Raw genomic sequence first — 14,643 nt, forward strand, 5'->3', positions numbered from 1 at the left:
CCATGCCGGACCTGACCTTCGACGCCATCGGCACCGCCTGGACCATCACCACTGATGAGCCGCTGAGCGGGCAGCAGCGCGATGACGTTGCGGACCTGGTGGCCGGATACGACCGGACCTATTCCCGGTTTCGCCGCGATTCAGTGATCGCTCCGCTGGCGCAGGAGGCCGGGACGGTGCAGCTTCCGCCCTCCGCTGTCCCGCTGCTGCGGCTTTTCGACACCCTGCACCGATTCACCGGCGGCGCGGTGAATCCCCTGGTGGGGCACTCGCTGGAAAAGCTCGGGTATGACGCCGCCTACTCGTTCTCCAGCTCCGGCCCCTCCGCTGCGCCCGACTGGACCCTGACCGCCCATTGGCGGCAGGCGGAAGACGGGACGCAGCTGAGCACCACGGCGCCGGTCACCTTCGACATCGGTGCGGCCGGCAAGGGCCAGCTCGTTGACCTGGTCTTTGGCCTGCTGCGTGCCGCCGGGCATCGGAATCTCACTGTCGACGCCGGTTCGGACCTGCGGCACGCCGGCGAACGCGGGCTGCGGGTGGCCCTGGAACATCCCTATGACGCCACCCGGGCCATCGGTGTCGTACCGCTGCGGAACCGCGCCCTCTGCGCGTCCGCCGCGAACCGCCGCGCCTGGGGCGAAGGACTGCACCACATTGTGGACGCCGGAACCGGCCGGCCCGTCGAGGCAGTGGCAGCCACCTGGGTGCTGGCCGAGGACGCCATGACCGCCGACGGCCTGGCCACCGCCCTGTTTTTCACCGACCCGGACCTGCTCGCCGAGGAATTCGCCTTTGACTATGTGCGGATGTTCTCGGACGGGCGGGCCACCTATTCAGATGCCATGGCTGGAGTCCTGTTTTCATGAGCCTTTCCCTGCCCGCTCCAACCCGCCGGCTGGACGCCTTCACCGGCCGCTGGACGATGTACCGCCTCACCGTGTTCCTGCTGCTGGCGATCACGGCCTGGTCATTTGTGCTCTCCTTCGCCGGGCAGCTGTTCTTTACGCCGGCGGAGCTGGCGGCCACCGCCGTCACCGCCGTCGTTGCCTCGCTGGTCGCCAGCCGGGTGATGGGCCTGCTGTTCCGCACCCGGCCGCAGACCGACTCCTCGCTGATCACCGGGCTGCTGCTCTTTTTCCTGCTGTGGCCCACGACGGACGGAGCCGGGCTGCTGACCGTGGCACTGGCGGCCGGCATCGCCACCGCCTCGAAGTACCTGCTGGCCTGGCGCGGCCGCCATATCTTCAACCCGGCAGCCCTGGGTGCAGCGGTCCTGGCGCTGACCGGGCTGGGCAGCGCCGTCTGGTGGGTGGCGGCGCCGCTGATGCTGGTGGCGGTGCTCCCCGCGGCGGCCCTGGTCCTGTACCGGAACCGGCTGCTGCCCATGGCCGGCGTGTTCCTGCTCGTCTCGGGGCTCATCATCGTTGTGCGGCTCAGCGCCGCCGGGGAACCGCTGACGGGAGCCTTCGGCACGCTTCTGGCCTCCTATCCGGTGCTGTTCTTCGCCGGGTTCATGCTGTCCGAACCGCTGACCCTGCCGCCGCGGCGCCCGCAGCGGCTGCTGGAAGCCGCCGTCGTCGGCGTCCTGTTCGCCGTCCCGCTCAACGTTGGACCGGTTTTCATGTCCCCTGAGCTGGCCCTGCTGGTTGGCAACCTGCTGGCCTTTGCGCTGGCGCCGCGTGCCGGGATCCGGCTGCGGCTGCGTGAGAACCGGGCCCTGACGCCCACCGCGCGGGAGCTGGTGTTTGAACCGGTGCGTCCGCTGCGGTTCCAGCCGGGCCAGTATGTCGAGCTGAGCCTCCCGCACGGCAGCGCCGATGCCCGCGGAACCCGGCGGATCTTCAGCCTCGCCACGGCGCCGGAAGACTCCGCCAGCGTGGCCGTGGGCCTGCGTGCCACCGAACCTGCCAGTTCGTTCAAGACCGCGCTGCTGAAGCTGAAGCCGGGCGCCGTGGTGTCCGCCACGTCAGTGGCCGGAGACTTCCTGCTCCCCCGCGATCCTGCGGCGCCGCTGCTGCTGATCGCTTCCGGCATCGGCATCACTCCGTTCATGAGCCAGCTGCGTTCCCTCGCTGCCGACGGTTCCGTAACCCGCGACGTCGTCCTGGTGTACGCCGCATCCTCGGTGGACGAGCTGGCGTATGCCCCTGAGCTGCACGGCTTGGGCATCCGCGTCCTGGTCTGCACGCCGACCGATCCGCAGATCAGCGGATGGACGCATCTTGGCCCCGGCCTGCCGGATGGACAGGCCCTTGCTTCGGCTGTTCCGGATGTGGCGCAGCGTGCCGCGTACGTGTCCGGGTCACCGGCTGCCGTGGCGGCGGCGCGTGCCGCGGTCCGGGCTGCCGGCGGCCGTTCCGTGCGGACGGATGCTTTCCTGGGCTACTGACGTTTTTGCCCGGGGAAAGCGCGCCCCGGGCGGCCGGTTCCGCTGCCGGATTCGGGGACGTTTTCACACGGCGCGCCGGACCTGCTAAGCTTCTTGAGTCCCACAGGACCTGCCGGTTTACCGGCGTCCTTGCCCTCGTAGCTCAGGGGATAGAGCGGTTGCCTCCGGAGCAACAGGCCGTAGGTTCGAATCCTATCGAGGGCACTTTGAATGGGGAGCACCCCGGTCTTCGGACCGGGGTGTTTTCTTTTGCCCGAATCGGGCAGGGCACTGCCGGGCCTGCCGCATCCGGCTCAGCGGGCCTAGCATGAGAGCCACCGTCGGCACACCGGGAGTTCTCATGGCTAAAACGCTTGCGACCCAACTCATCGACCAGCTGCGCGCCGCGGGCGTCGAACGCATCTACGGGATTGTCGGGGACAGCCTCATCCGATCGTGGATGCCGTGCGCCGGACGGGAGGAGCCAAAAAGGGCGGCATCGACTGGATTCATGTCCGGCACGAGGAAACGGCGAGCTTCGCCGCCTCCGCCGAGGCCCAGCTGACCGGCCGGCTGGCAGTCTGCGCCGGGTCCTGCGGTCCCGGCAACCTGCACCTCATCAACGGACTGTATGACGCGAACCGCTCCGGGGCTCCCGTGCTGGCCATCGCCTCGCACATACCGACGGTGCAGATCGGCAGCGGATTCTTCCAGGAAACACATCCGGACCGAATCTTCAACGAGTGTTCGGTCTATTCCGAGTTGATCAGCTCCACCGACCAGGCACCGCGGGTGATGCAGAGCGCCATCCAGCACGCCCTCGCAAAAAGCGGAGTTTCAGTGATCACCCTCCCCGGCGATGTTGCCGGGCAGGATGCCTCCGCGCCGACCCCTGCGCCGGCGCACTTTGTCCCTGCCACGGTGGTGCCGGCGCCGGAGAGCGTGCGGGAACTGGCGGATGCGGTGAACAAGGCCCGGAAGGTGGCCCTGTTCGTGGGGATTGGAGTCCAGGGAGCGCACGACGCCGTGACCGGATTCGCCGCGAAGGTCCATGCCCCGGTGGGGCATTCCCTGCGGGGAAAGGACTTCATCCAATATGAGAATCCGTACGACGTCGGGATGACCGGGCTCCTGGGTTACGGCGCCGCGGCGGAGGGGATCAAGGATGCGGAACTCTTGATTCTCCTGGGCACGGATTTCCCCTATAACCAGTTCCTGCCCGGCACCAAGACCGCCCAGGTTGACCGGGCCGCGGAGCGGCTGGGCCGCCGCACCGACGTCGACATCGCGGTTCACGGCGATGTGTCCGCCACGCTGCAGGCACTTCTGCCGCTGGTGGAACAGAAACAGGACGACTCTTTCCTGAGGGACATGCTGGCCAAGCACGACCGGCTGATGAACAAGGCGGTTGGGGCCTACACGCACAACGTCGAGCGGATGCGGCCCATCCATCCCGAATATGCCGCTTCCCTCCTGGACCAGGCAGCCGCAGAGGATGCGGTTTTCACGGCGGACACCGGGATGTGCAACGTCTGGACTGCCCGGTACATCAACCCGCTGGGCACCCGGCGGCTCATCGGCTCCTATCTGCACGGGTCCATGGCCAACGCCCTTCCCCACGCTGTGGGCGCCCAGCTCGCCTACCCCGGCCGGCAGGTCATCTCGGTCAGCGGCGACGGCGGCCTGGGCATGCTGCTGGGCGAACTGCTGACGGCGCGCATGTACGACCTGCCGTTGAACGTGGTGGTGTTCAATAATTCAACCCTTGGCATGGTCAAGCTGGAAATGCTTGTGGACGGGCTGCCCGACTTCGCCGTGGACGTCAGGGACGTGCACTACGCGGACATTGCCGCGGCCATGGGCTTTCACGCGGTGCGGGTCACCGACCCCGGCGACATCACGCAGGCCTACCGGGACGCATTTGCCAATCCCGGGCCGTCGCTGGTGGAGCTGATCACTGATCCGAATGCCCTGTCCATTCCACCCAAAATCACCACCGAGCAGGTCCTCGGCTTTGCCACTGCCCTGTCCAGGGTCGTCCTGAACCGGGGTGCCGGGGAGGCCGTCAGCATGGCGCGAAGCAATCTGCGGAACCTGCCCCGCTCCTGACCGGTCAGTAGCGGATGGCGTCGATGACCTTCACCCGCACCGCCACCAGCGCCGGAATCAGTCCGGCCAGCGCCCCCACAGCGGTGGCGGCCCCCAGGCCAATCAGTGCCGCCTCCAGCGGAAACGGCGGCAGCTCGCTGATCCCGGAGGCCACGGCGCGCTGGATCACCGGCAGCTTGACCACGGCGACGGCGGCCATGACCCCCAGTACTCCGGCCACGAAGGTCGCCACCACGGATTCCAGCATCACGCCGAAGAAGATGCGGCCCGACGTCGCCCCGAAGCTGCGGCGGATACCGATCTCCCGAACGCGGTACTTCACCGTGACCATGGAAATGTTCAACAGCCCCACGGCGCCGAGCAGCATCACCAGCGCGGCGATCCCGGCCACTGCCCACTGCAGCCCGCCGAACGGATCTCCCCAGGCGGCATAGTCGGACCGGTGCGCGTCAACCTGCATTCCGGGAAACTGCGCCTGCAGATCGGCGGTGACGGCGGCCCGCAGCGGGTCGCTGAGTTCCTCTGGAATCCACAGTTCCAAGTCGGGGATTCCCATCGGCAGCCCGAGCCTGGCGTACGCGTCGGAGAGCATCATCGCCTGGGGATACTCCCCTGCGTACTGTTCCCGCGTCACGCCCACGATCACGGCATCGACCGGTTGCCCCGCAGAAATGGGAATCACCGGGTCCACGGCGAGGTCGGGACGCCCGATTGCTGCGTAGAGGGCCTCGTTGACGACGACGGCGGGGGCCAGCCGTTCGGCGTCGGCCGCGGTGAACCAGGCGCCCTCCACCATCGGCACCCGCCGCATCACCCTGTAGTCCGGTTCGACCACCACCGTGGTCGCCTGCGTCACGCCGTTCGGCAGCTGAAAGGGCACAGCTCCCGTGGAAATCGTGGATGAATACTCAATGGAGTAGCGTTCCGCCAGTTCCCGGAAAGCAACCGCAGCCGCTGCGGGATCGGGGCTGGTTCCGTCGTTGCTGTACATCGTCAGGGACAGGGTCGCGGGCCTGCCGGACTGCGCCTCGTTGCCCTGGGCAATCGATTCCCGGACCATGTTGCCCAGGCCCACCACTGTTGTCAGCGCGGCCACAGACAGAGCCACGCCGATCAGCGCCAGCAGCACCCTTGTCTTGTGGATGCGCAGCTCGGCCCACGCCTCCACCAGGGGGCCCACGATTCCGGAGAGGCTCACGCCGCCACCGCCAGCCCCGGCACCAGCCGGCCCTCCTGCAGCAGGAAGTGCTCCTGCGCCAGGGCCGCAACGTGTGGATCATGCGTGATGGTCACCAGTGCAGCGCCGGATTCCGCGGCCACCTCGGCCAGCAGGGCCATCACTGACTGCCCGGTGGCGATGTCCAGGGCGCCGGTCGGCTCATCCGCCAGGATCAGCCGGGGCGAGCGGACCAGGGCGCGGGCAATTGCCACGCGCTGCTGCTCCCCGCCGGAGAGCTTCCGGGGCCGGTCCTGCAGGCGGTTGCCCAGCCCCACCCTCTCCAGCATCCGGGCAGCGAGGCGCTCGCGCTGCCAGAACTGCCGACCGCGCGCATACAGCAGAGGGGTCATGACGTTTTCCAGGGCCGTGCGCTCCGCCAGCAGGTTGAACTGCTGAAAGATGAAGCCGACGGCGGCTCCCCGGGCGAGCGCGCGGCGCTTCTCGTTCATCCGTTCCACGGGAACACCGTCAAAGGTCATGGTTCCCGAGGTGGGCACGTCCAGCAGGCCCAGAATGTTCAGAAGAGTTGATTTGCCCGAACCGGAGCGGCCCACGATGGAGAGGTGGTCCCCGGGGTACACGGTGAGGTCCACACCGGAGAGGATCTGCAGGATTTCATGGTCGGGCAGGCCGACTGCACGGGTGACCTGCGACAGTACCACCAGCGGTTCCTGCTGTGCCTGAGGTTCCTGCTGTATCTGCTCTGTCTGCCCGGCGTGCCCTGCCTGCTCTGCCTGCTGTGCCTGCTCTGCCTGCCCGGCGTGCTCTGCCTGCTCTGTCTGCCGGGGTTCCCCGGCCGGCAGACTCATCCGCCCATCACCCCGGGCATGCCGTTCATCGGATCGCCCTCCGCGGGGGCGCCGGGAACAAACTGGAGGACCATTTCGCCTTCCACCAGCCCGGAGGTGATTTCCACCAGCTGTCCGTCGTTCAGCCCCAGCGTGACTTCCCGTTCCACGGCCTCCGCGCCGCCCATGGCCGCACCTTCGGCCCCCGGGTCCGCAACGGCCCCGCCGTCGACTGCGCCTTCCGCTTCCGGCGCCGGAGCGCCGCCGGGCATGACCCAGACAAGGCCGGTCTGCACCGCTCCCTGCACCGCCGTCGTCGGCACCGTAATCACCCCTTCAGCCTGCCCGGCGGTGATGTCAATGGCCGCGCCGAGTCCGGAAAAGACCGGAACGTCCGCCGGAATGCTGCAGCTCACGCTGCCGGCTGCCGGAGCTTCCAGCTCCGCCGGCTGTCCCGGCCCGGCCTGCTGTGCCTGAGTGCTGATGCCAGGCTCCGCTGCCGGGGTCCTGCCCATGGTGACATCGCTGCACGGGAAGGGAGCCGGCCCTCCGTTGACGGTGACCATGGCGGTGTTGGCCCGGCCCAGGATGCGGAACTGCTGATCGGAGGTGAGTGTTCCCGAGACGGAAAAAGTCCCCGGATCCACAGTGGCAACGTCAGTGCCAACCGAGAGCTGCTGCTTGGGCAGCACCGACAGCTGCGCAACGGTTCCGTCAGCGGTGGCGAGCACATCGGCATAGGAATACACCGGCGCCGGCGGAGAGTCGGCGGACCGGCCCGGGGACTCGTCGGCGGACGAACCGGCGTCGGAGGGATCCTCGCCGGCTGCCGGCACCTCCGGCTCCACGAGGGTTTTCACCTGGAACAGGGGCGCACCCGCGATGACTTCATCGCCGGCCTGCACATAGATGAAGTCCACTGTTCCGTCGCTGGTGCTTTTCACCGTGACCGCCGGATCGCTCACCACTGATCCCTGCACCTGGACAAGGTTGGTCACCGTTCCCAGGGCTGCCGGAACAAGCGGAGTGCTGAGTTGGGCGCTCGCCTGTTCACCCCCGCCGGCGGCATCGGCCTTCAGGCCGTCGATGAACGCGAGCTTGAAGAGGGCCGCTGCTATCACGGCAAAAACCACCAGCCACAGGACTGGAAAGACATAGCGGCGCACAAGCATCGGTTCCCCCGTCGAAGCAATCTCCCCCGGCAGTAAGCAGCACCGATTGCAACGGGACGCTACCAGCCCGCTTCCCCGCGGCGGTTACATGACACGGCAGCGCGGCGACAGGACACGGCAGCGGACCCGCCGGCGGAAAAGCGCAGAAGATTCCGATGGTCGAAGGCGGCTCTTTCTTCGGAGCTCTCCTCACTTCTGCGGGGATCTCCTCGGAAGCCCGGGAATTCTTTCGGCAAAACCCTTGCGGACAACGGGTGCGCTGACGGTATGATCCCACATACCAACCGGTCGGTTCCCGCCGTCGTCCCAGGCGGCGCACCGCCCGGTACGAGACTCCACGAGAAACACGGAACACCGCGCATGAAGACCATGAACATCAAGGAAGAACTGGCCCGCGTCTCCGTCGAGCTCTTTTCCAGCCAAGGCTACGCCAAGACCAGCGTGCAGCAGATCGTCGACGCCGCCGGCGTCACCAAGGGCGCGCTCTACCACTACTTCAATTCCAAAGACGACCTGCTGTTCGACATTTACGACCGGATCCTTACCCTGCAGCACCGCAACCTCGACGAGATTATCGCCCGTGGCCTTCCGGTGGAGCAGACGGTCCGCCTGGTCTGCGAAGACGTCATCGTCACCTCGATTGAATGGATCCGCGAGGGGTCCGTCTTCTTCCGCTCCCAGCACATGCTCAGCCCCGACCGGATGGAGGCGGTGAAAATCCGACGGCGCCAGTACGGCGAGGTTTTCGGTTCACTGATCACCCGCGGCCGGGAGGAGGGCACCTTCCGGAACGACATTCCCACCGCAGTCCTCGTTGCCAACTTCTTCGCCAACCCGCACTACCTCTCGTTCTGGTACCAGCCCTCCGGGGCGCTGTCCAAACACCAGGTCGCAAAACAGCTGACCGACCTGTACCTCGCCGGGCTGCGGCCTGCCCCACCGGAAGGATCCGTCGAATGAAGGCCTGGAACGTAGTTACCAATGCCGAGCCGCGCGAGGCCCTGCGCCTGACCGAACAGCCCTCGCCGGTCGCGGCACCGGGCTGCCTGGTGCTGTCCACCCTGGCAGTGGCACTGAATTTTCCCGACGTGCTGCTGTGCCGCGGGGAATACCAGGAAAAGCCGCCGCTGCCTTTCGTTCCGGGCATTGAGCTGTGCGGCACCGTCACGGGGATCGGCGACGGCGTCACGGGCTTCCATCTGGGCGACCGCGTCATTGCCTCGCATCTGGGCGTCATGGCCGAGGAGGTGCAGGTCCCGGCAGCCTCGGCGTTTCCCGCACCGGCCTCCCTCTCCGACGCCGAGGCCGCAGCCCTGTGCATTGGTTATCAAACCGGATACTTCGGCCTCCACCGCCGGGCACGGATCGCTCCCGGCGAGACCCTGCTGGTGCATGCTGCAGCAGGCGGAGTCGGCACGGCAGCGGTCCAGCTCGGCAAGGCGGCGGGAGCCACCGTGATCGGCGTCGTCGGCAACGAGGCCAAGCGCCTGGTGGCACAAGAAGCCGGAGCGGATCTGGTGGTCAACCGCACCACCGAAGATTTCGTGGAGGTGGTCAAGAGCGCCACCGGCGGGCGGGGCGCTGACGTAATCTACGACCCCGTGGGCGGCGAGACCTTCGAGCGGTCCACCCGCTGCATCGCCTTTGAAGGCCGGATTGTCGTGGTTGGTTTTGCCGGAGGCACCCTGCAGTCGGCCCGCATGAACCACGCCCTGGTCAAAAACTACTCCCTGCTGGGCCTGCACTGGGCGCTCTATGCGAAGAATGCGCCGCAGCTGGTCGCCGAAGCGCATGAGCAGCTCACGCTGCTGGCGGACAAGGGCCTGATCCGTCCGCTGGTCACCGAAATTGTTCCGTTCGAGTCAGCGCCCGACGCCGTGCAGCGCCTCGGCGACGGCCTCACCGCCGGGCGGGTGGTGCTGACCCGGTAGCCGCTCCGTCCACCGTCCCCTGCCGTCCCCTGTCCGCCGACCACCGTATACCGACCCCGGGTCCTGCCCCACACGCCAAGCGTCGCCGAGTACCGCACCTCTTCACCGAGACAATGGAGTCCGCATGAACGAGCTACATACCGACCAGTCGGTTTTACCGCCCCGCCTGCGCTTCAACGAGGTCAGCGTGCGCTTCGGCGGCCTCACGGCGCTGGACGCGGTGTCCCTCGAGGTTCCGGCCGGCACCGTGGTCGGCATCATCGGCCCCAACGGAGCCGGGAAAACAACGCTGTTCAATGTGGTCTGCGGTTTCAACACGCCCGCTGCAGGTTCCCTGGAGCTCGACGGCGAGGCCTTCCGCCCCAAGCACCACCGTCTTGTCCACCACGGGGTCTCCCGAACCCTGCAGGGGCTGGGGCTGTTTCCCGGCCTCACCGTGCTGGAGAACGTGATGCTCGGCCTGGAAGTCACCGCGCGGCACAACGCCCTGCAGGATGCCCTGCTCCTGCCGCGGTCCCGGCACGGCGAGGCGCAGCTGCGGGACCGCGGACTCCGGGCGCTGGATGACCTGGGCATCGTAAACCGGGCGACCGCCCTCCCGGACACGCTGCCGTACGGAATCCGCAAGAAGGTGGCGCTGGCACGGGCGCTGGCGGGCGCGCCCCGGCTCCTGCTCCTGGACGAACCCGCCGGCGGGCTCGCCCACGAGGACATCGAGGAGCTGGCGGAGATCATCCGCAGGATTCCGCAGACCGGCTGCTCAGTGGTGCTTGTGGAACACCATGTGGACCTGGTGATGAGTGTCTGCGAGCGCATTGCGGTCCTGGATTTCGGCAAGCTGATCGCCGAGGGAACACCGGCGGAGATCGGCGCCAATCCGGCGGTCACCGACGCTTATCTGGGGGTGGATCCGGCATGAGCGATTTGCTGGTCCTGGACTCGGTGAGCGCCGGCTACGGCCCCATTCCCGTGCTGCACGGCGTCAGCCTCACGGTGGCGGCGGGAAGCATCACCGCCGTCGTCGGCGCCAACGGCGCGGGCAAGACCACCCTGCTGCGCACCGTTGTCGGCCAGCTGCGGCCCACGGGCGGCAGCATTCACTTCGACGGCGCGGATCTCGCCGCCGTCAAAGTGGAGGACATGGTTCGGCGCGGCATCGCGCTGGTGCCGGAGGGACGCGGAGTCATTACCGAGCTCAGCGTGGACGAGAACCTGCGCCTGGGCGGGCTGTGGCGCCGCGACCGGGCCGCCGCCTCCGCCCTGCGTGCCCGGATGTATGAACTCTTCGAGCCGCTGGACCGCCGCCGCAAGGCTGCCGGGCACCAGCTGTCCGGCGGCGAACGCCAGATGCTCGCCCTCGGCCGGGCACTCATGGCCGGACCCCGCCTGCTGCTGCTCGATGAACCGTCCCTTGGCCTGGCGCCGCGGATCACGGCCCAGATCCTGGGCCTGCTGCGCAGCTTGCGCGAGGACACCGGCCTGACCGTCCTCCTGATCGAGCAGAACGTCCGCAGCGCGCTCGCTGTGGCCGACGACGGCGTCGTCCTCAACCTGGGCAGTGTTGTCGCCTCCCGCCCCGCTGCCGACCTGGCCGCGGATACCGACCTTCGCCACACCTATCTGGGGTTCTGATGGACAGATTTCTCTTCCTCACCGTCGACGGCCTGGCGCGCGGCGCCGTGCTGGCTGCCTTCGCGCTCTCCCTCGTCATCATCTGGCGCGCCGCCCGCATCGTGAACTTCGCGCAGGGTGCCATGGCGGTGGCCACCACCTACGTCGCCTTCACCGTCACCAGCGCCACCGGCAGCTATTGGCTGGGTCTGGCATCCGCCGTCGTGGCGGGACTGGTCCTGGGCGCCCTGGTCGAGCGGACCGTTATGCGCTTCGTGGGGAACACCTCCCCGTTGAACTCGGTGATCGCCGGACTGGGGCTGCTGCTGGTGATCCAGGCCGTCCTGGGCATGATCTTCGGAAACGGCTACAAATCGATGGCCACGCCGTTCAGCACCTCACCGATCTCCCTGGGCGGCGTCAGCGCCGTCTCCCCCTACGATCTGTTCATCTTCGCCTGCATAGCGGCGATCATGGCGGGCCTGGCCCTGCTCTTCACGAGGACTTCCCTGGGGCTGCGGCTGCGCGCGGCCGCCTTCGCCCCGGAACTGGCCCGGCTGCTCGGGGTGCGGTCCTCCCGCATGCTGACCCTGGGCTGGGCGTTGTCCTCCGCGGTCGGAGCACTGGCGGCCCTGCTGATCATCCCCACCGAACTGGGGCTGAACCCGCACGCGGTCGACACCGTCTTTGTCTATGCCTTCACCGTCGCCGTGGTGGGCGGGCTGGATTCCGCCGGAGGTGCTGTCGCCGGAGGCCTCGCCGTCGGCGTGGTGCTCAGCTGGGTCAGCGGCTATCTCGGCGCCACCCTGGCCCCGATCGCCGTGCTGGTGCTTCTTCTGGCCGTGCTGCTCCTGCGCCCTGCCGGACTGTTCTCGATGACTAAGGAGCGCACGGTATGAACCCTTTCCGCACCCTGCTGATTGCCGCGGCAGCCGCCGGCCTGCTGATTGGGCTGACCTTTGTGGTGGAACCGTACACGTCCTACCAGCTGGCCACGGTGTGCGCCTATCTGTGCGCGGTGGCCGGCCTGACCGTACTTACCGGCACCGGCGGCCAGCTCTCCCTGGGGCAGGCGGCGCTGATGGCCGCCGGCGCGTACGCCTATGCCCTCTCCGCCAACGCCCTGGCCGAGGCCGGGATCGAAGGCCCGCTCCTGCTGCTGGCCCCGCTCGTTGCCGCCGTGCTGGGCGCCGCGGTGCTGGGCCTGATCATCGGCTGCGCCGCCGGGCGGCTGCACGGTCCCTATCTGGCCGGCTTCACCATGGCGCTGGTCGTGGCCATTCCGGCGGTCACCAGCACCTTTTCCGGCGTGCTCGGCGGAGATCAGGGACTGTGGATCACGGTGGAAAAGCGCCCGGCTTCGCTGCGCGGCATCGTCAGCAACGAGCAGTGGCAGTCCTGGCTGGCGATTATCTGCGCCGTCGCCGTCATGGTTGTCCTGAACAACCTGCTGCGCGGACGCTTCGGGCGCCAGCTGCGGGCGGTGCGCGACAACGACGCAGCCGCTTCCCTCTCCGGCGTCAACGTTGCCCGAACCAAGATCGCGTCCTTCACCGTCAGCGCCGCCGCCGCCGGACTGGGCGGCGGCCTGCTCGCCTACATCACGCAAAGTGCCAGCCCGGGAGCGTATTCGCTGGTCCTGTCCCTGTACCTGCTGATGGCGGCTGTCATCGGCGGGATCGGCTCGCTCACCGGCGCCGTCTGGGGCGCCCTGATCCTGGTGTTCCTGCCCTACTCCATCAATTCCCTCACCGCAGACCTTCCGGTCTCCGCCGACGTCGCCCAGCGGCTGGACGGAAACCTGGCCATCGCGGTGTTCGGGACTGTCCTGGTGCTGGTGATCCTGCTCGCCCCGCGCGGCCTTCAGGGGCTGCTCTCCGCAGCCGCCCGCAGGATTCGCGGCCGGCGCTCCCCCGCCGCCGGGCGGCCGTCGTCGTCATCCGCGGCGTCGGCGTCGGCGGGCTTCCCGCACCCCGCCGACGGCGAAGCTGCTCCCGAAACTTCCGGTGAAGCCTCTTCCGATGTCTCCGGCGCTGCCGGTTCGGCATCGGGTTCCCCTCCCCTGCCAGTGAATCTATCCACCACGAAAGGCCAGCAATGACCAGAACCAAGTACACAGTCCTTGCCGCCGCCGTCACGGCGGCCCTCGCCCTGGGCTCCTGCGGGTCCTCAGGGGGCGGTGAATCCGCCGAGGCCGAAGACGTGCCCGGCATCACCGACACCACCGTCAAGGTGGGAACCCACCAGCCCCTCACCGGCCCCGCCGCCGCCGGCTATGCCTCCATCTCGCCGGCAACGAAGGCCTACTTCGACTACGTCAACGCCAACGGCGGCGTGCACGGCCGCACCATCGAATACAGCGTCAAGGACGACGGCTACAACCCCGCGAACACGCAGAGCGTGGTGCGGGAGCTGGTGCTCCAGGACGAAGTGTTCGCCCTGGTCGGCGGCCTGGGCACACCGCCGCACAGCTCCGTGCTGGATTTCCTGAACGACAACGAGGTTCCGGACCTCTTTGTCGCCTCGGGCAGCCCGACGTGGAACCAGCCCGAGGAATATCCGTACACCTACGGCTTCATGCAGGACTACGACACCGAAGCCAAAGTCCTGGCCACCTACGTGCAGGAGGAGTTTCCGGACGGCACGTACTGCCTCTTCGGGCAGGACGACGATTTCGGCGCCGATTTCAAGACCGGGCTCGAGTCGGCGCTGGGCAGTGACGGGCTGGCCAGCTCGCAGGTCTACTCCACGGCAAACACCGACGTCGCCGCGCAGATCAGCGCCCTGCAGGCGGCCGGCTGCGACGTGAACTTCCTGGCCTCGATCAACGGATTCAGCGCCCAGGCCATCGGGACCGCCGCCAAGCTGGGCTACTTTCCGAAGTGGGCAGCGTCTTCCGCCGGCGGCGACTACAACACCCTGGCCAGCTACCTCGGAGAAAACACCGACAAGCTCCTGGAGGGCTTCATCAGCGCCAACTATCTTCCGGCCTACTCCGACGAGACGGACGAGTGGACGGCGAAGTTCTCCGAAATCAACGAGGAATACAACCCCGGGGCGGAGTTCGACGGCAACACCATCTTCGGCATGTCAGTGGGCTACCTCTTTGTTGAGGCCTTGAAGGAAGCCGGTGAGAACCCCACCCGGGAGTCGCTGCTGGAGGCGCTCGAATCCGGCAACGTCAAGGGCAACGGGCACGTGCCGCTGGGCTTCAGCGCGGACAGCCACGCCGGCTACACCGGCGGAATGATCACGCTCGTCTCCGGCGGCGTGCAGTCCTACACCGGCACCCCGTACGCGGTTGACGGCGATTCGGTCAGCCCCTACACCGAGGAGCGCCCCGCCATGCCGGCGAACGGCATCCCGCAGTGACCGGATCCCTCAGTAACCGAATCCCGAAGTAGTTAGACCCCGACGCAAGGCTCGGCAACCGCCAAGGGCC

At 67.8% G+C, this 14,643-nt stretch carries 12 protein-coding genes, 1 tRNA gene and 1 pseudogene; 11 read left to right on the top strand and 3 right to left on the bottom strand.

Translation table 11 applies throughout. The features are described 5' to 3' along the window. Window positions 1–2 precede the first annotated feature (2 nt). The 4 genes and pseudogenes from QNO08_RS12465 to QNO08_RS12480 all read left to right on the top strand — a co-directional run bounded on the left by QNO08_RS12465 (window position 3) and on the right by QNO08_RS12480 (window position 4,480). Window positions 3–869, top strand: a complete 867-nt coding sequence (locus QNO08_RS12465; RefSeq protein ID WP_229965192.1) for an FAD:protein FMN transferase — start codon at window positions 3–5, stop codon at window positions 867–869. After that, complete coding sequence (locus QNO08_RS12470) at window positions 866–2,392, top strand: ferredoxin--NADP reductase (RefSeq protein ID WP_229965191.1); 1,527 nt, start codon at window positions 866–868, stop codon at window positions 2,390–2,392. Before QNO08_RS12465 ends, QNO08_RS12470 begins: the two co-directional genes overlap by 4 nt. A gap of 131 nt (window positions 2,393–2,523) precedes the next feature. Beyond that, window positions 2,524–2,596: transfer RNA gene (locus tag QNO08_RS12475), tRNA-Arg, on the top strand. Between the two features lie 136 nt (window positions 2,597–2,732). Beyond that, a pseudogene (locus QNO08_RS12480) lies at window positions 2,733–4,480 on the top strand (pyruvate dehydrogenase). Window positions 4,481–4,484: 4 nt separating this feature from the next. On the opposite strand, the gene QNO08_RS12485 reads toward QNO08_RS12480, so the two are convergent. From QNO08_RS12485 to QNO08_RS12495, 3 genes are read right to left on the bottom strand one after another with little or no spacing between them, the layout of a single operon-like run. Then, entirely contained in the window at window positions 4,485–5,678 is a 1,194-nt protein-coding gene (locus QNO08_RS12485; RefSeq protein ID WP_229965190.1) for an ABC transporter permease, read from the bottom strand. After that, window positions 5,675–6,508: an ABC transporter ATP-binding protein gene (locus tag QNO08_RS12490; protein WP_331461758.1), complete on the bottom strand. Its 834-nt coding sequence runs from the start codon at window positions 6,506–6,508 to the stop codon at window positions 5,675–5,677. Before QNO08_RS12490 ends, QNO08_RS12485 begins: the two co-directional genes overlap by 4 nt. Further along, window positions 6,505–7,659 carry an efflux RND transporter periplasmic adaptor subunit gene (locus QNO08_RS12495; protein WP_229965189.1) on the bottom strand — a complete coding sequence of 385 codons (1,155 nt, stop codon included), beginning with the start codon at window positions 7,657–7,659 and terminating at the stop codon, window positions 6,505–6,507. Before QNO08_RS12495 ends, QNO08_RS12490 begins: the two co-directional genes overlap by 4 nt. 360 nt (window positions 7,660–8,019) lie before the next feature. Between QNO08_RS12495 and QNO08_RS12500 the strand changes: the two genes are divergently transcribed. The 7 genes from QNO08_RS12500 (at window position 8,020) to QNO08_RS12530 (ending at window position 14,573) form a co-directional block, all read left to right on the top strand. Continuing rightward, complete coding sequence (locus tag QNO08_RS12500) at window positions 8,020–8,619, top strand: TetR/AcrR family transcriptional regulator (protein WP_229965188.1); 600 nt, start codon at window positions 8,020–8,022, stop codon at window positions 8,617–8,619. Next, window positions 8,616–9,590 (top strand): NADPH:quinone oxidoreductase family protein, encoded by a 975-nt coding sequence (locus tag QNO08_RS12505; protein ID WP_229965187.1) that lies wholly within the window; start codon window positions 8,616–8,618, stop codon window positions 9,588–9,590. The genes QNO08_RS12500 and QNO08_RS12505 overlap by 4 nt, the downstream gene beginning before the upstream one ends. A 124-nt stretch (window positions 9,591–9,714) precedes the next feature. Further along, window positions 9,715–10,509 (top strand): ABC transporter ATP-binding protein, encoded by a 795-nt coding sequence (locus QNO08_RS12510; protein WP_229965186.1) that lies wholly within the window; start codon window positions 9,715–9,717, stop codon window positions 10,507–10,509. Beyond that, window positions 10,506–11,222, top strand: a complete 717-nt coding sequence (locus tag QNO08_RS12515) for an ABC transporter ATP-binding protein (RefSeq protein ID WP_229965185.1) — start codon at window positions 10,506–10,508, stop codon at window positions 11,220–11,222. The genes QNO08_RS12510 and QNO08_RS12515 overlap by 4 nt, the downstream gene beginning before the upstream one ends. Next, window positions 11,222–12,100 carry a branched-chain amino acid ABC transporter permease gene (locus QNO08_RS12520; protein WP_229965184.1) on the top strand — a complete coding sequence of 293 codons (879 nt, stop codon included), beginning with the start codon at window positions 11,222–11,224 and terminating at the stop codon, window positions 12,098–12,100. Before QNO08_RS12515 ends, QNO08_RS12520 begins: the two co-directional genes overlap by 1 nt. Further along, complete coding sequence (locus QNO08_RS12525; protein WP_229965183.1) at window positions 12,097–13,302, top strand: branched-chain amino acid ABC transporter permease; 1,206 nt, start codon at window positions 12,097–12,099, stop codon at window positions 13,300–13,302. The genes QNO08_RS12520 and QNO08_RS12525 overlap by 4 nt, the downstream gene beginning before the upstream one ends. Then, window positions 13,299–14,573, top strand: coding sequence for an ABC transporter substrate-binding protein (locus QNO08_RS12530; RefSeq protein WP_229965182.1), 1,275 nt, complete (start codon window positions 13,299–13,301; stop codon window positions 14,571–14,573). Before QNO08_RS12525 ends, QNO08_RS12530 begins: the two co-directional genes overlap by 4 nt. Window positions 14,574–14,643: the final 70 nt, after the last annotated feature.

Origin of the sequence: Arthrobacter sp. zg-Y820, from assembly GCF_030142155.1 — a bacterium.
Taxonomy (GTDB): Bacteria; Actinomycetota; Actinomycetes; order Actinomycetales; family Micrococcaceae; genus Arthrobacter_B.